The organism is Flagellimonas sp. B-3 (assembly GCF_056857835.1).
Genome location: NZ_JBSXNW010000019.1, coordinates 389,140 through 406,727 on the forward strand (window position 1 = coordinate 389,140; position 17,588 = coordinate 406,727).

Consider the following 17,588-nt stretch of genomic DNA (forward strand, 5'->3'; position numbering starts at 1 on the left):
GCACGAGAATTTAACACCACATGGCAAAGAAACCATCCATACCTAAAGGAACCCGCGATTTTTCACCTGCAGAGGTGTCCAAGCGTAACTATATCATCCAGACCATAAAAAAACATTTTGAAACCTATGGTTTTCAACCGATTGAAACTCCATCTTTCGAAAATTCGGAAACCCTGATGGGTAAATATGGGGATGAAGGCGATCGTTTGATATTTAAAATATTGAATTCGGGAGACTTTATTTCCAAAGTGGATGATGTAACATATAGTTCTAAGAATTCAGCCTCGTTGACGCCGAAAATTTCAGAAAAAGCCCTTCGTTACGACCTTACCGTTCCTTTTGCCCGCTATGTGGTGATGCACCAGAATGAAATTGATTTTCCGTTCAAGCGGTATCAAATACAACCTGTGTGGCGTGCAGACCGCCCGCAAAAAGGGCGTTTCCGTGAGTTTTACCAATGTGATGCCGATGTGGTTGGCGCCAATTCCTTGCTTCAAGAAGTGGAATTTGTACAGATGTATGATGCTGTTTTCACCGATTTGGGACTGAAAGGTACCACCATCAAAATCAACAACCGAAAAATACTTTCTGGGATTGCGGAAGTCATCGGAGCCAAACATTTATTGGTAGATTTTACTGTGGCCTTGGACAAGTTGGATAAAATAGGAGAGGAGAAGGTGAAAGCGGAGATGATGGAAAAAGGCATTTCCGAATCTGCCATAGCCAAAGCACAGCCTTTGTTTGATATGAAGGGAACCGCTTCCGAACAATTGGAAAAACTAAAAGCCATCTTAGCAGATTCCGAAGTTGGAATGCTGGGTGTTTCAGAATTGGAAGAGATTATTTCAACCGTGGAAATGGTTGGGTTGCAGTCGGCCAGTTTGCAGCTGGATGTTACGCTGGCCCGCGGGCTCAATTATTACACTGGTGCCATTTTTGAGGTGGCAGCGCCCGAAGGCGTAAAAATGGGTTCCATTGGCGGTGGAGGCCGTTATGATGACCTTACTGGTATCTTTGGGCTCAAAGATGTGAGCGGTGTGGGGATTTCCTTTGGACTGGACCGTATTTACTTGGTTCTGGAAGAATTAAATCTGTTCCCTGACAGCCTGGATACTTCGTTGGACGTACTTTGCCTCAATTTTGGAAAAAAAGAGGGGATGGCAGCCTTAAAATTGGTGTCTGGACTGCGCAAACAAGGACTTAGGGCGGATTTATACCCAATGGATACCAAAGTGCAGAAGCAATTTAAGTATGCTGATAAAAGGGGTGTTCCCTACGTGATACTTTTGGGGGACCAAGAATTGACCGATGGTAAATTTGTGGTCAAGAACATGAAGACAGGTGACCAAAACGATTACGCTTTAGATTCGCTCGAAGAATTTGCGGAAAAAGTTAAGTCCGACTTTTAATCGCTTTAAGGATGGTTTTGTAGTAGGTAGGGCCGTGGGGCACATATTTCCCCACACTGGCCAAACCCCAAGTTTCTTCGGCAAATTTAAAAAGGGGTGCCAATGCCAAGTCCTCGACCTCGCTTTCCTGTTTGGTAAGTTGATTCAACGGAACGTTCAACTTGCATAAAAAGATATGATGCAGTTCGGCATCAATAAAATCTTCAGCAATTTTGTGAACGGCTTTATAAGTGCCCAAAGGTTCCAAATCGGGTTCTGATATGGTAAGGCCAATTTCCTCTTCAACTTCACGTATGGCAGCGGTTACAATTTCTTCCCCTGCAGCAACGTGGCCAGCGACGGAGACATCCCAAAGTAAAGGGTGGGTGGACTTATTTCTGCCCCTTTGCTGAATCAAAACTCGACCATCGGATGTGTAGAGCCAAACGTGAACGGTAGGATGGAGCAATCCCTTTCGGTGCGCTTCCGATTTTAAACAGGATTTCCCTGTTGGTTTACCGTGCTCGTCCAATATGTCAACTTGCTCATCCATATTACATAAAGATAAAAAAAAGTCGCCCCGAAGAAGTTTCGAGGCGACAAATTTTAATATCGGGATTATGGAAAAAAATCAATTAATCAAAATAACTGAAAGTTTCCCCTTCTTTAATGTTCAATAAAGTTTCGTAAATCAAACGGATAACATTTTCTACATCATCTTTATGTACTGTTTCTACCGTAGTATGCATATAACGTAAAGGCAGTGAAATCAATGCGGACGCCACACCTCCGTTACTGTACGCAAAGGCATCGGTATCCGTTCCCGTGTACCTTGATGATGCATTACGCTGGAACGGAATCTTTTTGGATTCCGCAGTTTCAATAATAAGCTCCCGTAATTTGTTCTGTACCGCAGGTGCGTACGAGATAACGGGGCCGTCACCAATCTTGGTCTCACCCTCCGTTTTTTTATTGATCATGGGAGTAGTGGTATCGTGGCAAACATCTGTTACAATGGCTACGTTCGGTTTTATGGTCTGTGTGATCATTTCAGCACCACGAAGCCCAATCTCTTCCTGCACCGAATTGGTGATGTAAAGTCCAAAAGGAAGCTCTTTTTTGTTCGTTTTGAGCAAACGGGCCACTTCGGCAATCATAAAACCACCCATGCGGTTGTCCAAAGCTCTACAAACAAACTTGTCCTTGTTCAATATCTGGAATTGGTCGGGGTAGGTTATCACACAACCTACGTGCACGCCCATTTTTTCCACTTCTTTCTTGTCCTTGGCGCCTATATCAATAAATATGTTGTCCAATTTCGGCGGTTCTTCCTTGGCCTTGTCCCTTGTGTGGATGGCGGGCCATCCGAAAACACCTTTTACAATACCATTTTTGGTATGGATGTTTACCCATTTAGATGGGGCAATTTGATGGTCGCTCCCTCCATTTCGGATAACGTAAAGGAGACCTTCATCGGTGATATAGTTAACGTACCAAGAAATTTCATCGGAATGCCCCTCGATAACAACCCTGTATTTGGCATCTGGATTTATAACGGCTACCGCAGTTCCGTAGGTGTCCGTAATAAATTCGTCCACATAAGGTTTTACGTAATCCATCCAAATTTTCTGCCCTTCCCATTCGTAACCTGTCGGGGATGGATTGTTCAAGTATTTTTCTAAAAATTCAAGGGATTTTTTGTTGATGATCTTCTCTTTTGCCATGTATCTGATTTAGTACACAAACATAAGAATATTCACTTTTATTTAATAGCCAAATCACACCTTTATACTTACTTTTGGCAAGACTATTGCGAAAGAAATGTTATGCTGCGTAACTGTTTTCTTGTTGTTTTTCTGGCAATTAACGCCCTTGGGTTAGCTCAGGAACCGCAAAAGGATTCGTTGATGAACCCCAAGGATTCCATTGCCAACGATTCCATTGCCGATTATTATGTCCGGTTTGAGGGAGACTCCATTTTGATGAGTTCCATTGAACTTGACGAAGTCTACATTTTTGGAAAACTGGAGTTCACGAACCGTAATGATAAGCTTCGCTATTACATTCTACGACGAAAAACCTTGAAGGTATACCCTTATGCCAAGTTGGCCGCAGAGCGATTGGTGGAACTGAATGATAGCCTGCAACTCATCAAAAAACGACGGCACCAGCGTAGATACACCCGAAAAGTGCAAAAGTATATTGAAGGGGAGTTTTCCGAAGAACTAAAAAAATTGACCCGTACCGAAGGACAGATTTTGGTAAAACTGATTCATCGTCAAACAGGAACAACCGCTTTTGATTTGGTAAAGGAACTCCGTAGTGGGTGGAGGGCATTTTGGTACAACACCACGGCAAGCTTGTTCAAGATCAGTTTAAAGGAAGAGTTTAGGCCCGAAGAAATCCATGAGGATTATTTAATAGAGGACATTTTACAACGTGCTTTTGCTGCAAGCAGGTTGGAACGGCAAGAATCGGTCTTGGATTATGATTATGCCCAACTCACCAATAAATGGAAAAGCAGGCCGCCCAGCACGGGCAACTAGTTTTTGGGTTTTTTACCGAAAATGGCCTCCATTACAATGCTTACTGAACGAAAACCTAAATAAATTGCCAAAGCAGCACAAATAAACCCTAATATCAACACAGGCCAATAAAAGGGGTGCCCTTCATTTTTAAAGGCTTCGTAGATTAAAAATGGCCCCATAAACATGGCAAGCACGGTGTAGCCAAACGATTTTATTCCTTTTACCAGAAGTTCCTTGTTAGTTCGCCTCATGGGACCAAAGTAGGAATATTAGCTTATATTTAGAGCAAATAGCGCCAAAAATTGACCATGGAAATACTAGTTCTTGGAGTTGTCGTCCTCTTCATTATCATTGCTACCGTAAAATTTAAGATGCACCCCATTTTCTCACTGACCATTGCTGCTGTGGCTTCTGGTTTTTTGTTGGGGATAACACCCAAAAACATCATGTCCACCATGGCCGAGGGTTTTGGAAATACACTATCGGGCATTGGGTTGATCATCGCTTTTGGAACGGTAATCGGAGTTTATCTCGAAAAAACTGGGAGCACACAAGTTCTTGCCAACAGCATCTTAAAAGTGATTGGCTTAAAACGTTCCCCATTGGCGATGAATTTGGCTGGATTTGTAATTTCCATTCCGGTGTATTGCGATTCGGGCTACATTATTCTTTCTTCATTAAATAAAGCCATTAGCAAAAAAACGGGCATCCCAGCCTTGGTTTTTGCCATTGCATTGGCCACAGGTTTGTATTCTGCCCATGTTTTTGTACCACCTACACCCGGACCGCTGGCAGCGGCAGCCATTTTAGATGCCGATTTGGGCATGGTGCTCATCTTTGGGCTGTTGGTTGCGATACCCGTTTCCGTTTCAGGCTATTTTTGGGCACGGTTCATAGGTAAATCTTTAAAGGAAGATGAAACTGCCCATCTACAGAAAGAAAAAGAGGAGATTCAATCTACAGTAAAACCATTTCAAGCTTTTCTCCCCTTGCTCGTTCCCATAATTTTGATTGCGATGAAATCCATTGTAGATTATCCAACACACCCTTTGGGTGAAGGTTGGGTTTTCAATATTTTCAACTTTTTGGGCAGTCCTGTAATTGCATTGCTCATCGGTGTTTTCTTTGCGTTCGCCCTAGGTAGGAATGTGCCGTCCGAAGACAAAAAAGGATGGGTGCCTGAAGCTTTTAAGCAGGCAGGCGCCATTGTGCTCATAACCGGTGCAGGAGGAGCTTTTGGGGCCATTCTTCGTACCATGGACATTGCTTCTATCATTAATTTGGAATCCAGCACGGGGGTTGGTGGGCTTTTGATTGCTTTTGTGATTGCAGCCGTGCTTAAAACGGCTCAAGGGTCATCCACAGTTGCCATAATCACCACTTCGGCCATCATAGCGCCATTACTGGAGACTTTTGGGCTGGTTTCTATTACAGACAAGGCTTTGGCCGTTTTGGCTATTGGAGCAGGGGCCATGACCGTTTCCCATATCAACGACAGTTATTTTTGGGTAGTTTCGCAATTTTCCAATATGAAGGTAAAAACGGCACTACGAGGACATACCCTAGGCACATTGGTTCAGGGGGCTGTAGGTATTTTAATGATACTGTTACTGTACTTTTTTGTTTGATGCAAAAAAGCCGTGCCCAAAGGTCCAAAAGCAAGTAAATTTCAATTTTGTCAGGTTGAGCGCAGTCGAAACCTATTGATCATCAAAACATTTTAGGTTCTCGACTGCACTCGATCTGACGGACAACAGGCTTTTTATGCCTCCTTGAGCATAAAGCTATTGTTTATCCTATTGTACTTAGAATCTTGTTCAAGGTTTCACTGGGTCGCATAGCTTTTGATGCCATATCGGGGTTTGGCAGGTAATACCCTCCAATATCCACAGGGGAACCTTGCGCATCTATCAATTCTTGTGTGATTTTCTCCTCGTTGGTGGACATTGCATCGTACACTTTGCTGAATACAGCTTTTAGCTCCGTATCCTTATCTTGTTTGGCCAATTCCCCGGCCCAATAGAGTGCCAAATAAAAGTGACTTCCCCGAGTATCCAGTTCGTTTACTTTTCTGGATGGAGACCTGTCCTGGTTCAAGAACTCTTCTGTTGCCTTGTCCAAGGCATCAGCTAAAACTTGGGCTTTTGTATTGTTGTTCTTTTCTCCAAAGAATTCCAAAGAAACAGCTAGTGCCAAGAACTCCCCAAGGGAATCCCATCTAAGGTGACCTTCTTCCAAGAATTGTTCTACGTGTTTTGGAGCGGAACCACCGGCACCGGTCTCGAACAACCCACCGCCGTTCATCAACGGTACAATGGATAACATTTTGGCACTGGTACCAACTTCCAAAATAGGGAAGAGGTCGGTCAAGTAGTCTCTTAATACGTTGCCCGATACAGAAATGGTATCTTTTCCTTCCTTCATGCGCTTCAAGGTGAACTTGGTAGCTTCGATGGGGGAAAGGATTCTGATGTCCAATCCATTTGTATCGTGGTCCTTTAGGTAAAGGTTTACTTTTTTGATCAATTCGGCATCGTGTGCCCTGTTTTCATCCAACCAAAAAACGGCTGGAGTATTGGTGGCCCTGGCACGGGATACGGCCAGTTTTACCCAATCCTGAACAGGAGCATCCTTTACTTGGCACATTCTCCAAATATCGCCTTCCTCCACAGCGTGTTCAATCAATGTTTCGCCAGCTGTGTTGACTACTTTTACGGTTCCGGGTGTTTCAATTTCGAAAGTTTTGTCGTGTGAACCGTATTCCTCTGCTTTTTGCGCCATCAAACCTACGTTGGGAACAGTTCCCATGGTTTTGGGGTCAAAAGCACCGTGTGCCTTACAAAAATCTATAGTGGCCTGATATACTCCAGCATAACTACTGTCTGGAATAATGGCCTTGGTATCTTGAAGCTCTCCGCTTTTGTCCCACATTTTACCTGAGTTTCTGATCATGGCAGGCATGGAGGCATCAATAATTATATCGCTAGGTACATGAAGGTTGGTAATCCCCTTGTCGGAATTTACCATAGCCAAATCGGGTCCGTTTTCTATGCTGGATTTGATGGCCTCTTCAATTTCTTTGTGCTGCTCTTCGGGCAGTTCCCCGATTTTGTCCAACAAAGTCTCTAGGCCATTGTTTGGGTTGATTCCCAATTTTTCAAAAGTATCTCCGTAGGTTTTGAACAATTCAGAAAAATATACTTTCAAAGCATGTCCAAAAATAATGGGGTCGGAAACCTTCATCATAGTAGCCTTAAAGTGCAAGGAAAGCAAGATGTTTTTTTCTCTGGCATCGGCGATTTCTTTGGTCAAGAAATCTACCAATGCTTTTTTGCTCATCACCGTGGCATCGATAACCTCACCTTGCAACAGGGAAAGTTTATCTTTAAGCACGGTTGTATTGCCCGCTGTGTCCACTAATTCAATTCGGATATCCTCGGCATGGGCCATGGTCAACGATTTTTCGTTGGCCTTAAAGTCACCATGAGACATGGTAGCTACGTGGGTTTTGGAATCCGAAGACCATTCGCCCATGGTATGTGGGTGAGCTTTGGCGTAGTTTTTAACGGCCTTTGGGGCGCGTCTGTCCGAGTTGCCCTCACGAAGCACCGGGTTTACCGCGCTACCTTTTACTTTGTCGTATTTGGCCTTAATGGTTTTTTCTTCGTCCGTTTTGGGCTCATCGGGGTAATCAGGTAGCTTGTACCCTTTTTTTTGTAATTCCTCAATGGCTTCTTTCAACTGGGGGATGGAAGCACTGATGTTGGGCAATTTTATGATGTTGGCCTCTGGAGTTTTGGCCAATTCTCCCAAAATGGACAAATCATCCGGGACTTGTTGTTCCTCGTTCAACAATTCCGGAAATACGGCGGCAATTCTACCGGCCAAAGAAATATCCTTGGTTTCTACGGCAATATTGGCGGTTTCGGTAAAAGATTTTACAATGGGTAAGAATGATAATGTTGCTAAGGCAGGAGCCTCGTCTGTTTTGGTATAATAAAGTTTAGCCATTTATATGTATTTGTTTGAGCGGTTGCAAATATACGATTTATGGGCCGTGAAGCACGAATGGAAGTGGCTAAAAGTGTGTGCTTTTGATAAGAATTTGTGAAAAAAACAAAAGCCATATCATTTTTTTTACAAAAGATATGGCTTTCAGATAGGACTCAAGATTTGTTTGGTGGTACCAAAACTGCAATCCATTGGATTACATCTTTCGCCCTTTCGACGTTTATACGCTGCTATGTTCTTAATTTTTCAACTAAACTACATTTTGCAAAGCGTGCTGTTGTATTCCTAAATTTTATCAAAACGGAAAATTGCTCTTCCATTCGCACATAAAATTTATTATTTCTCATTGGGTTCTGCCAAAGCACTTCCCAAATCGAAATTCCTTTTGTGATCAGTAGTGTTACCAATTAAAAGGGAATCCACAGTTTTAAAGAACGTCAACTTTAAAATTTGATATGACCGTGATGGTATCACCATCATATCTTTGACTAAAGTAGAGCGTAAAATTAAATTTAGCAACTTTTCAAAGCATTAATAATCAACACGGTATAAACCAAAGTTATTAACAATTGTTCATAAAAAAAGCACCCGTTTTGGGTGCTCTTTCTTGTCGTATGGGATGTTGGTTATCCCTTAACTTCTTTAATACGGGCCTTTTTACCGGTAAGACCTCTAAAGTAGAAGATTCTAGATCTACGTACTTTACCTTTTTTGTTTACTTCAACTCTTTGCAAAGCTGGCATGTTTACTGGGAAAATTCTTTCCACACCTACAGTGCCCGACATTTTGCGAATGGTAAAAGTTTCTGTTGCACCGCTTCCTCTACGCTGTATAACTACACCTTTAAAGAACTGGGTACGTGTTTTTTCACCTTCTTTGATTTCGTAATAAACAGTGATGGTATCACCAGCTGAAAATTTTGGAAATTCTTTTTTTGGAACAAATTCGTCTTCAACAAATTTTACTAAGGATTCCATTTTTGTTTTTTTTAGCGTTTTTTACAAGACCAACTTTCACGGATTTCGTCAGAGGTTGATTTTGAGATTGCAAAAGTAATGCAATATTTATAAATAACAAGTGGTTTTTTTGTTTTTGGACTCCTGATCGCTTTATTTCTCCAAAAGGTCGGGTCTTCTTTGCTGGGTGCGCTCCAAAGCTTGTTGTTCCCGCCATTTTTCAATCTCGGGGAAGTTGCCGCTCAATAAAATTTTAGGCACCTCTTTACCTTTGTAGTCCGCCGGGCGTGTGTATACGGGCGGAGCCAATAGATTATCCTGAAACGTATCGGTAAGGGCAGAGGTTTCATCGTTCAATACACCGGGCAACAATCGAATTACGGCATCGCACAATATGGCGGCCGCAAGTTCACCTCCTGACAACACATAATCGCCAATGGAAATTTCACGGGTAACAAACATATCCCTTACCCGTTGGTCCACACCTTTGTAATGACCACAAAGCACAATAATGTTCTTTTTCATGGAAATCTCATTGGCCATTCCCTGGTTGAGCGTGTTGCCATCTGGCGTCATGTAAATGACTTCGTCGTACTCCCTTTCGGATTTGAGTTGGGAAATGCATTTATCGATGGGTTCTATCATCATCACCATGCCTGCACCGCCTCCAAACTGATAATCATCTATCTGTTTGTAGTTTCCAGAGGCGTAATCCCTCAAATTGTGAAGATGCACCTCTACCAACCCTTTTTCTATCGCTCTTTTTAAAATGGAGGCTTCAAAAGGGCTTTTTAAAAGTTCGGGAAGTACCGTTATAATGTCTATCCGCATGGACATGGCTGCTGAGTATTAATTCGCCCCAAAAGTAGTGAATGCTGGCAATAACTCTGATATAAAAAGAAAGGGACTAAATTCTAAAAGTTAGTTAACTGTCAGTTCGAGCGCAGTCGAGAACCTAAAGTGTTACTGATAGGCAATAGGTTTCGACTCCGCTCAACCTGACAAAACCAAAAGTTTGTTGCTTTTTAACTTAGAATTCAGCCTCTAACTCTTATTTTTTCTGCTTATTCAACTCGTCCTGAAGCTGGCGGCTTATTTTTTGCTCTCGCTCCAAAGCTCGTCGCCTATGGTTTTGGTATTCTTCCTCTAGATCGGCAAGTGCGGATTTGGCTTGTTGCGTCAAGAAATTACTGTTTCTAAATCGGTAGATAAAGAACAGCAAAAGCAACAACAGTCCAAAAATGATGGACCACAGGATAAAATTATAGGTCCCTTTGCTGATCAAGGCACCAAAAAATGAAATACTGTCCTTTTCTTCGGTAACGGCGTTCAGTTTATTGGTGGTTTCCTGCAATTTGCCGTTAAGGTCCTCTATTTCGGCATCGTTGGCTGTAATGGTTGCCGATAGATCTTTGATGGTTTTGTTGGCCGTTTCTATGGAATCAAAAATGTTCTTCTTGGTTTCGTAGAGATCTGACAACTTAACGACTTCATAACGGATACCATTGGCCCGATAGTTTCCCGATTTCCTTTCCAGTTCCTCCAGCTGACCTCTTAGGGTATTGTCCGTTTCTTCTGCGGATTCTTCTTCCTGGGCGTGGATAGCGATGGACGGGATAAGTAAGGCTAAGGCAAATAAAATGCGTAAATACTTCATGTTCAATAATGTTCTCGTATTAAATATTAGATTAAGGGTGGGACGAAATTACATCAATATAGCAAATTTCAAAAAAGAAAACTGCTTCTTTGAACAAATTCGTACCCTACTAATAATACGTATAACGCCTAACTTTTGCTATATATTTTGCCAATCGAACCACTTGATGGGAATATCCATACTCATTATCGTACCAAATATAGAGCACAACATTTTTACCTCCGGGCGAAACTATGGTGGCTTTACTGTCATAAATTGATGGCGCTGTGGTTCCTACAATATCCGAAGAAACCAATTCATTGCTCAAAGCATACTTGATTTGTTCCACCAAATCACCTTCCAGCGCATATTTTTTTATGATGGTATCAATACCTTCTTTAGATGTTTTGTTCTTTACCTCCAAATTAAGAATGGCCAATGAACCATTGGGAACCGGAACCCTGATTGCGTTTGAGGTCAATTTTCCCTTTAATGATGGGAGTGCCTTGGCAACGGCCGAGCCGGCCCCTGTTTCGGTAATCACCATGTTGAGGGCTGCTGCACGACCGCGGCGGTACTTTTTGTGCATGTTGTCCACCAAATTTTGGTCGTTTGTATAAGCGTGGATAGTTTCCAAATGCCCTTTTTTGATGCCCAAGGAATCCTCGACCACTTTTAAAATTGGGGTAATGGCATTGGTGGTGCAGGATGCAGCTGAATAGATCTTGGTTTTATCGGGGTCAAAGTCGGTGTGGTTGACCCCGTGCACAATGTTGGGCACTTCTTTACCGGGCGCGGTAAGCAATACTTTGCTGGCTCCTTTGGATTTTAGGTGTCTGGATAGTTCCTTGTTGTCCCTAAAAGCTCCTGTATTGTCTATAATCAGGGCATTGTAGATTCCATATTTGGTGTAGTCAATATCCTCGGGCCGATTTGCGCTTATGAAATTCACCGTGGTTCCATTGATAACGAGTGCCTGTTTTTCTTCGTCAACATCCACAGTACCGGTAAAAGGGCCGTGTACTGAGTCAGTTTTAAGAAGCGCTGCTCTTTTCTCAAGGACTTCTTTGTTCAGTTCACCTCGAATAACAACGGCGCGCAACCTTAGCTGGCTACCACGACCGGTTTTTGCCATAAGCTCTCGCGCCACCAAACGGCCAATGCGCCCAAAACCATAAAGCACTACATCTTTGGGTTTAATGGCCTTGGAAGATTGTGCATCCTTTAGTTTGTCGATAACAAAGGCCTTTACGTTAAGATGGGCACTTTGGTTGGAATGATACTCGTAGGTCAGTTTTCCTATGTCCAGTTTGGCAGGAGGGAGGTTGATGTCGTTTATGGCCCTCAGTATTTCAACAGAGTCAAAAATGGACATGGGTTTTTGCACAAATTCGCCCGCATATTCGTGCAGGTTAATGATGTCGCTTACATTTTTGTCTATGATCTGATTTTTGAACAAAACCACCTCAATGGCCTTATCGTACCAAAGGTCGCTGATTATTTTTATGAATTCGGTGGTTGCTTTTCGTCTATCTGCCTGAAAGGCAAGTTCTTTTTCGTAAGATGAAATGTTGCTCATGGAAAATGGTTGCGGTTGTGAAGTTTATTAATTTCGGCTAAATTATATATTTCAAACGTTTTCGTAAAACATATTGGGTATAAAAAAAGCGCCTTGTTTAAAGACGCTTTCAAGTGTTTTTTCAGCACTTTTACTGAAGTATCATGTGTTCCTTTTCACCATTTTCATTGATCATGGTGAAGCTGGTTCTGCCGTATCTGGATAATTGGCCAAAACGCTCCTTGGCATCATCAATATTGTTTATGGGTTCTCCATCCAATTCAATGATTACCTTGTTGATTAAACCATATCTGGAATAAGATTCAGGGACATTGGTGATTTTAACACCTTTTGAGACCCCAAAAGTTTTCCTGTCTTTTTTGGACAAGTTCTTAACCGTAAATCCTGTAGCGGGCAAAACAACACTGAGTTGTTTTTTTAGGACCACATTTTTCACAAGGCTTTTTCCATCCCTGTTCAATGTAACCTCTACTTTGTCACCAGGTCTTTTGGAGGAAAGGTACCCCGTAAGTTGAGAAAACTTGCTTACCTGGATATCGTCTACCTGCTTTATGATATCGCCTTCCTTCAAACCAGCTTCCTCGGCCCCAGATTCCTCTTCCACACTTGCAATATAAACGCCTTCCAAATCATCTATTCCCATTTCGGTAGCTGCCTCTGGATTAAGGTCTCCACCCCTAATGCCCAAAAGCCCTTTTTGAACATTGCCAAACTCCATAATGTCCTCCACCACTTTTTTGGCAATATTGCTGGGCACGGCAAAGGCATAACCTACATAAGAACCGGTCTGTGATGTGATGGCCGTGTTGATGCCGATAAGGTCGCCGTTAGTATTCACCAGGGCACCACCACTGTTTCCAGGGTTAACGGCAGCATCGGTTTGTATAAAGGATTGTGCTCTTCGCGGCGATAAGGACCTAGCTTTGGCACTCACAATACCAGCGGTTACTGTAGATGTTAGGTTAAACGGATTGCCAACGGCCAATACCCATTCACCAATTTTAGTATTGTCGGAATCCCCAAATGCCAAATATGGCAGTTCTTCTTCGACATCAATCTTTAAAAGGGCAATGTCAGAATCGGCATCCGTACCAATAACTTCAGCTTCGTAAGATTTATTATTGTTCAAGGTTACCTCCAATTGGCTGGAATTGGCGATTACATGGTTGTTGGTAACGATATATCCGTCAGGAGAGATAATAACTCCTGAACCAGTTCCCACTTGTGGGGTTTGTTGGCGTTCAAAACCGTAAAAGAAATCTGCTATGCTGGATGGTCCTTTACTAATGGTGAGATTTTTTACGTGTACCACCGAGTTGACCGTTTTTTCGGCTGCCAAGGTAAAATCAGCTTCGTTGATTCCAGCACCTTTGGCGGAAGTACCCATATTACTGGTGGTAACAAATGGCGTTTCTTGTTCCGAAGTAACAAACTTGTAGTTTTCTTCCTCAAAAAATAATTTGTATGCTCCCAGTGTAATTGCGCCTGCAAATACAGATACCAGCAATAAATTCGCTATCTTCTTCATAATTCTATAATTATTTAACGTTTAGCTGTTTCAAAATTAAAAGTTTTCAATTTTTGATCAGGTCGGTTTAACGCTGTTTTAACTCCAAAAAAAAACTTAAAGAATCCCATATATTTGTTCCTTTGTAGATGCGTATGGAACTTCAATTTTTTAAATATCAAGGAACGGGAAACGATTTTGTAATTATTGACAATCGTCAGGATGTATTTCCCAAAAACAATACCAAGCTCGTTGCGGAGCTTTGCGACCGAAGATTTGGCATAGGAGCAGATGGGTTGATACTTCTTGAAAATGACAATTTGTCGGATTTTAAGATGGTTTACTATAACGCAGATGGAGCCGAAAGCACTATGTGCGGTAATGGCGGCCGCTGCTTGGTAGCGTTTGCCCATTATTTGGGAGTTATAGAAAGAAAGACCACTTTTAATGCAGTGGATGGGCTTCATGAAGCTACCGTGGAAGGCGACATCGTCAATTTAAAGATGATTGATGTGGATAAGATACACGAGAAACAAAACCATAGTTTTTTGGATACTGGCTCCCCGCATCATGTACAGCTAGTGAAGAATTTAGAGAAATTTGATGTGCAAAAAGAAGGTAAAAAACTCCGCTACGGTATTTATGGCGAGTCTGGGAGCAATATCAATTTTGTGGAACAGACCAGTGATAATGCCTTTGATGTGCGAACCTACGAAAGGGGAGTGGAAGGCGAAACTTTTTCATGTGGTACGGGGGTGACTGCCGTGGCCTTGGCCATGCACGAATCCGGTAAAACAGCCGCAAACGAAGTCCATATCCATACCATTGGAGGGGATTTGACCATTTCTTTCGAGAAAAAAGATGGAAAATACAGCAATATCTATTTAAAAGGTCCAGCCGTACAAGTGTTTAAAGGAACTATCGAATGCTCAATCTAAAAGGAAAACAAGTCTATTTGAGGGCCTTGGAGTCCACCGACCTCGATTTTCTGTACAAATTGGAAAACGATACATCTGTCTGGGAGGTGAGCGGTACGCTAAAACCTTATTCCAAAAAGGTACTTCAGTTATATTTGGATAATGCCCACAGGGATATTTATGAGGTAAAGCAATTGCGACTTTGCATCAGTAATCATCAAGATGATTGCATAGGTTTGATTGATTTGTTCGATTTTGACCCCAAACATCGCAGAGCAGGTGTTGGGATTGTGATTGTTGAACCTGGGGACAGAAACAAGGGGGCAGGCGCAGAAGCACTGTCACTTTTGTGTGATTATGCCTTTTCCGCTTTAGACATGCATCAATTGTACGCCAATATTTTGGAAGATAACGAAGCAAGTATCCATTTGTTCCAAAAAATGGGTTTTGAAGAAGTTGGTATTAAAAAAGAATGGATCAGAACCAGTAAAGGGTTCAAGAACGAAATAATGTATCAAAAGATCAACTCAAATGAATCTTAAAAAAGTACTTTGGGCAACAGCCATTTTGGGGTTGTTGATTTGCGGTTTTGTGGCTTATCAAATTTATAGTGCCATTTTTAGCCCCAATACACAGTTCAATAATGATGAAGCATTTGTTTACATTGAAACGGATGCATCTTTTTCCGATGTAAAAACCTCATTGGAACCTTTGTTGAAGGAGCTATCCACTTTTGAAGCTGTCGCCAAGCGCAAAGGATATATTGCCAATATTAAGGCTGGAAAATATGCTTTGAAAAAAGGGATGAACAACAACGAGATCATCAATACCCTGCGCAGTGCCAATATCCCTGTGCAAGTGTCTTTTAACAATCAAGAATCCTTGGCCCTGTTGGCGGGCAGGATTTCCGAACAAATTGAAGCTGATAGTCTTTCTTTGCTTCAAACATTTAACGATTCTGTTTTTTTGGAAGAGACCAAGTTTGACGAAGACACCAAACTGGCCATGTACATTCCAAATACCTACGAATTTTTCTGGAATACCGACGCCACGAGTTTTAGGGACAGAATGCGAACTGAATATAACCGTTTTTGGAACGATGAACGCCAGCAAAAAGCTGAAAATCTAGGTCTTACTCCCAATGAGGTTACTGCTCTGGCTGCCATAGTTCAAAAGGAAACCGCCAAGGTGGATGAACGTCCACGGGTGGCCGGTGTTTATTTGAATCGAATAAGAAGGGGCATGTTACTACAGGCCGACCCCACGGTTATTTATGCCATTAAAAAGGAAACAGGTAACTACGATACCATTATAAAAAGAGTGCTTTTCCGTGACTTGGAAATGGATTCACCCTACAACACCTATAAATATGCAGGGGTTCCTCCAGGTCCGATCACCATGCCGGACATCACTTCAATAGACGCTGTTTTGAACCCTGAAAAACATGATTATCTCTATTTTGTAGCCGATGTTTCCAACTTTGGATATCACATGTTTGCCAAGACATTGGCGCAACATAACCGAAATAAAGTACAATACACCCGATGGTTGAATCAACAAAAAGTAATGAGATAAAGTTCTTTATCGTTGATTTTCATCACTTTAACGGATTTTAAGGCTGATTTAAGAAATCTTTATGAGCTTTAGGGTATCCGTTAAGTTAACTCCCCCTATATTTGCCGGCCAATTTGATTTTTGATACGTATATAGTATTGAGATCACAAATATGAACATTATGAAAAGATGGATAGGTTTTATACTGCATCTTGCCATGATCGTAGTTTTGACAAGTTTTGGTTCTTACACCGTAATGAATAAAAGGGATATTGAAATCCCTGATTCACTAAAGGTAACGACCAATTTGGAAATCTTTGCACCGAAAGATTCCATTGCACTTCTTGACGAGGACGAGGTTACACCACCTCCTTTTCTGGGCAAAGCCTTTAATGGCTTTAAGGAAGCACTCGCTTTTAAAGAATCCCAGGGTAAATATCATAGCGTAAACACATTGGGTTATTTGGGCAAATACCAGTTTGGTAGCAGTACCCTAAATTTGATGGGGGTTTACGATATGGATGAATTTTTGGGTAACCCAGAACTTCAGGAAAAGGCTTTTGAAGCCAACATTGCCCGTAATAAATGGATTTTGAGAAGAGACATCAAGCGCTTTAACGGAAAAACTATTGGAGGTGTCAAAGTAACGGAATCCGGTATTTTGGCCGCGGCACATTTGGCCGGAGCAGGAAACGTGAAGAAGTACCTACGATCGTATGGACAAAACGATGTAACCGATGCTTACGGAAGTAGTATCTCGTATTATATGAAAAAATTTGCGGGTTACGATATTTCCAACATCAAACAGCAGAAAAATGCCAAAGTATAATTGGTACAGATGAACTAAAATAAAAAAGCTCCGAATTTCGGGGCTTTTTTTATGCTTGAATAATATATATCGTCGGTCTTTTGTCCAAATCTAACTCAATTTCGCTCCATTCATGAACGCTTTTCGTTGAAATAAATTCCGTTGGTAATGTAATATCGTATGCAATGTAGAATCAAGTATATTTTTTGAATTTTCTTCAAAAATCATTTGGATTTATGCCATTTGTAAGTAGGTTTGACAATATTAACAAAAAAACATTAACCATTATGAGTATCAAAAAATTAAGTTTAAACGATTTTGAAGCGGTTCCCGTACACGAACTATTGGAAGTTAAAGGAGGGGCTGAAATTATGCACATGCCTAATGATGATGGCCCTGGTGGGGGTATAATTGATAACTGTCCAAAATGTGACTCAAGAAGGTGTAATGGCGCTGCCCATTCTAGTTTCTCCGAAGCATGGGGTGCCTTTATGGATACAATAGGCGGTGCCTTAGGTTTTGGAAATTCATATAGAGGAGCGGCTGCTACAGGTTCTTATTATGGAGAGGTAGCTGACCAATGGCACAATTATATATATGGTAATTCACCTCGTGGCGGAAGATATCCTAAGCAAGGTGCAACACCACAAGATATTTGGGCTACCGCCTATGGCGCAGGAAATTGTCCTGAATAAAATTCCATT

The 17,588-nt window shown here is 41.8% G+C and carries 17 protein-coding genes; 8 read left to right on the forward strand and 9 right to left on the reverse strand.

Features of this window, described 5'->3' with window-relative positions; genetic code table 11:
* Positions 1–20 precede the first annotated feature (20 nt).
* Complete coding sequence (gene hisS, locus AC13CS_RS09145) at positions 21–1,409, forward strand: histidine--tRNA ligase (protein ID WP_293163992.1); 1,389 nt, start codon at positions 21–23, stop codon at positions 1,407–1,409.
* Here hisS and AC13CS_RS09150 read toward each other — a convergent pair.
* Both AC13CS_RS09150 and AC13CS_RS09155 read right to left on the reverse strand, forming a co-directional pair.
* Positions 1,393–1,941, reverse strand: coding sequence for an NUDIX domain-containing protein (locus AC13CS_RS09150; RefSeq protein WP_293163989.1), 549 nt, complete (start codon positions 1,939–1,941; stop codon positions 1,393–1,395). The two genes, hisS and AC13CS_RS09150, sit on opposite strands and share 17 nt — an antisense overlap.
* A gap of 82 nt (positions 1,942–2,023) precedes the next feature.
* Positions 2,024–3,112 (reverse strand): M42 family metallopeptidase, encoded by a 1,089-nt coding sequence (locus tag AC13CS_RS09155; RefSeq protein WP_293163986.1) that lies wholly within the window; start codon positions 3,110–3,112, stop codon positions 2,024–2,026.
* A gap of 102 nt (positions 3,113–3,214) precedes the next feature.
* Between AC13CS_RS09155 and AC13CS_RS09160 the strand changes: the two genes are divergently transcribed.
* Positions 3,215–3,934 carry a DUF4294 domain-containing protein gene (locus AC13CS_RS09160; RefSeq protein ID WP_482888725.1) on the forward strand — a complete coding sequence of 240 codons (720 nt, stop codon included), beginning with the start codon at positions 3,215–3,217 and terminating at the stop codon, positions 3,932–3,934.
* Here the strand turns inward: AC13CS_RS09160 and AC13CS_RS09165 are convergent.
* On the reverse strand, positions 3,931–4,167 hold the full coding sequence (locus AC13CS_RS09165; RefSeq protein WP_293163981.1) for a DUF6095 family protein: 237 nt from the start codon (positions 4,165–4,167) through the stop codon (positions 3,931–3,933). The genes AC13CS_RS09160 and AC13CS_RS09165 overlap by 4 nt on opposite strands.
* A 57-nt stretch (positions 4,168–4,224) precedes the next feature.
* Here AC13CS_RS09165 and AC13CS_RS09170 point away from each other — a divergent pair, with 57 nt between their 5' ends.
* Positions 4,225–5,544 (forward strand): GntP family permease, encoded by a 1,320-nt coding sequence (locus AC13CS_RS09170; protein WP_293163979.1) that lies wholly within the window; start codon positions 4,225–4,227, stop codon positions 5,542–5,544.
* Between the two features lie 163 nt (positions 5,545–5,707).
* On the opposite strand, the gene AC13CS_RS09175 is transcribed toward AC13CS_RS09170, so the two are convergent.
* The 6 genes from AC13CS_RS09175 to AC13CS_RS09200 all read right to left on the reverse strand — a co-directional run bounded on the left by AC13CS_RS09175 (position 5,708) and on the right by AC13CS_RS09200 (position 13,626).
* Positions 5,708–7,927, reverse strand: a complete 2,220-nt coding sequence (locus AC13CS_RS09175; protein ID WP_293163976.1) for an NADP-dependent isocitrate dehydrogenase — start codon at positions 7,925–7,927, stop codon at positions 5,708–5,710.
* A gap of 626 nt (positions 7,928–8,553) precedes the next feature.
* Positions 8,554–8,904 carry a 50S ribosomal protein L19 gene (gene rplS / locus AC13CS_RS09180; RefSeq protein WP_100818991.1) on the reverse strand — a complete coding sequence of 117 codons (351 nt, stop codon included), beginning with the start codon at positions 8,902–8,904 and terminating at the stop codon, positions 8,554–8,556.
* A 132-nt stretch (positions 8,905–9,036) separates the two neighbouring features.
* The gene (gene trmD / locus AC13CS_RS09185; RefSeq protein WP_293163971.1) at positions 9,037–9,714 is read right to left on the reverse strand and encodes a tRNA (guanosine(37)-N1)-methyltransferase TrmD; all 678 of its coding nucleotides are present in this window, start codon (positions 9,712–9,714) and stop codon (positions 9,037–9,039) included.
* Positions 9,715–9,934: 220 nt separating this feature from the next.
* Positions 9,935–10,540: a tRNA (guanine-N1)-methyltransferase gene (locus AC13CS_RS09190; RefSeq protein WP_293163968.1), complete on the reverse strand. Its 606-nt coding sequence runs from the start codon at positions 10,538–10,540 to the stop codon at positions 9,935–9,937.
* A 109-nt stretch (positions 10,541–10,649) separates the two neighbouring features.
* Positions 10,650–12,098 (reverse strand): glyceraldehyde-3-phosphate dehydrogenase, encoded by a 1,449-nt coding sequence (locus AC13CS_RS09195; protein WP_293163965.1) that lies wholly within the window; start codon positions 12,096–12,098, stop codon positions 10,650–10,652.
* Between the two features lie 130 nt (positions 12,099–12,228).
* Positions 12,229–13,626: a trypsin-like peptidase domain-containing protein gene (locus tag AC13CS_RS09200; RefSeq protein ID WP_293163962.1), complete on the reverse strand. Its 1,398-nt coding sequence runs from the start codon at positions 13,624–13,626 to the stop codon at positions 12,229–12,231.
* Positions 13,627–13,760: 134 nt separating this feature from the next.
* On the opposite strand from AC13CS_RS09200, the gene dapF reads away from it, so the two are divergent.
* The 5 genes from dapF to AC13CS_RS09225 all read left to right on the forward strand — a co-directional run bounded on the left by dapF (position 13,761) and on the right by AC13CS_RS09225 (position 17,579).
* Complete coding sequence (gene dapF, locus AC13CS_RS09205; protein ID WP_293163959.1) at positions 13,761–14,543, forward strand: diaminopimelate epimerase; 783 nt, start codon at positions 13,761–13,763, stop codon at positions 14,541–14,543.
* The gene (locus AC13CS_RS09210; RefSeq protein ID WP_293163956.1) at positions 14,531–15,064 is read left to right on the forward strand and encodes a GNAT family N-acetyltransferase; all 534 of its coding nucleotides are present in this window, start codon (positions 14,531–14,533) and stop codon (positions 15,062–15,064) included. The genes dapF and AC13CS_RS09210 overlap by 13 nt, the downstream gene beginning before the upstream one ends.
* Entirely contained in the window at positions 15,054–16,097 is a 1,044-nt protein-coding gene (mltG, locus tag AC13CS_RS09215; RefSeq protein ID WP_293163953.1) for an endolytic transglycosylase MltG, read from the forward strand. Before AC13CS_RS09210 ends, mltG begins: the two co-directional genes overlap by 11 nt.
* Before the next feature lie 160 nt (positions 16,098–16,257).
* The gene (locus AC13CS_RS09220; RefSeq protein WP_293163950.1) at positions 16,258–16,905 is read left to right on the forward strand and encodes a lysozyme family protein; all 648 of its coding nucleotides are present in this window, start codon (positions 16,258–16,260) and stop codon (positions 16,903–16,905) included.
* 266 nt (positions 16,906–17,171) lie between these two features.
* Positions 17,172–17,579 (forward strand): hypothetical protein, encoded by a 408-nt coding sequence (locus tag AC13CS_RS09225; RefSeq protein WP_163627955.1) that lies wholly within the window; start codon positions 17,172–17,174, stop codon positions 17,577–17,579.
* The last annotated feature ends 9 nt before the right edge of the window (positions 17,580–17,588 follow it).

Excerpts from the sequence above, each read along its gene's own strand:
- AC13CS_RS09190 (WP_293163968.1), bottom strand. The coding sequence starts at position 10,540 with ATGAAGTATTTACGCATTTTATTTGCCTTAGCCTTACTTATCCCGTCC.
- trmD (WP_293163971.1), bottom strand. The coding sequence starts at position 9,714 with ATGCGGATAGACATTATAACGGTACTTCCCGAACTTTTAAAAAGCCCT.
- mltG (WP_293163953.1), top strand. The coding sequence starts at position 15,054 with ATGAATCTTAAAAAAGTACTTTGGGCAACAGCCATTTTGGGGTTGTTG.
- AC13CS_RS09200 (WP_293163962.1), bottom strand. The coding sequence starts at position 13,626 with ATGAAGAAGATAGCGAATTTATTGCTGGTATCTGTATTTGCAGGCGCA.
- hisS (WP_293163992.1), top strand. The coding sequence starts at position 21 with ATGGCAAAGAAACCATCCATACCTAAAGGAACCCGCGATTTTTCACCT.
- AC13CS_RS09225 (WP_163627955.1), top strand. The coding sequence starts at position 17,172 with ATGAGTATCAAAAAATTAAGTTTAAACGATTTTGAAGCGGTTCCCGTA.
- AC13CS_RS09155 (WP_293163986.1), bottom strand. The coding sequence starts at position 3,112 with ATGGCAAAAGAGAAGATCATCAACAAAAAATCCCTTGAATTTTTAGAA.
- AC13CS_RS09160 (WP_482888725.1), top strand. The coding sequence starts at position 3,215 with ATGCTGCGTAACTGTTTTCTTGTTGTTTTTCTGGCAATTAACGCCCTT.
- AC13CS_RS09210 (WP_293163956.1), top strand. The coding sequence starts at position 14,531 with ATGCTCAATCTAAAAGGAAAACAAGTCTATTTGAGGGCCTTGGAGTCC.
- AC13CS_RS09220 (WP_293163950.1), top strand. The coding sequence starts at position 16,258 with ATGAAAAGATGGATAGGTTTTATACTGCATCTTGCCATGATCGTAGTT.
- dapF (WP_293163959.1), top strand. The coding sequence starts at position 13,761 with ATGGAACTTCAATTTTTTAAATATCAAGGAACGGGAAACGATTTTGTA.
- AC13CS_RS09170 (WP_293163979.1), top strand. The coding sequence starts at position 4,225 with ATGGAAATACTAGTTCTTGGAGTTGTCGTCCTCTTCATTATCATTGCT.
- rplS (WP_100818991.1), bottom strand. The coding sequence starts at position 8,904 with ATGGAATCCTTAGTAAAATTTGTTGAAGACGAATTTGTTCCAAAAAAA.
- AC13CS_RS09165 (WP_293163981.1), bottom strand. The coding sequence starts at position 4,167 with ATGAGGCGAACTAACAAGGAACTTCTGGTAAAAGGAATAAAATCGTTT.
- AC13CS_RS09175 (WP_293163976.1), bottom strand. The coding sequence starts at position 7,927 with ATGGCTAAACTTTATTATACCAAAACAGACGAGGCTCCTGCCTTAGCA.
- AC13CS_RS09195 (WP_293163965.1), bottom strand. The coding sequence starts at position 12,098 with ATGAGCAACATTTCATCTTACGAAAAAGAACTTGCCTTTCAGGCAGAT.
- AC13CS_RS09150 (WP_293163989.1), bottom strand. The coding sequence starts at position 1,941 with ATGGATGAGCAAGTTGACATATTGGACGAGCACGGTAAACCAACAGGG.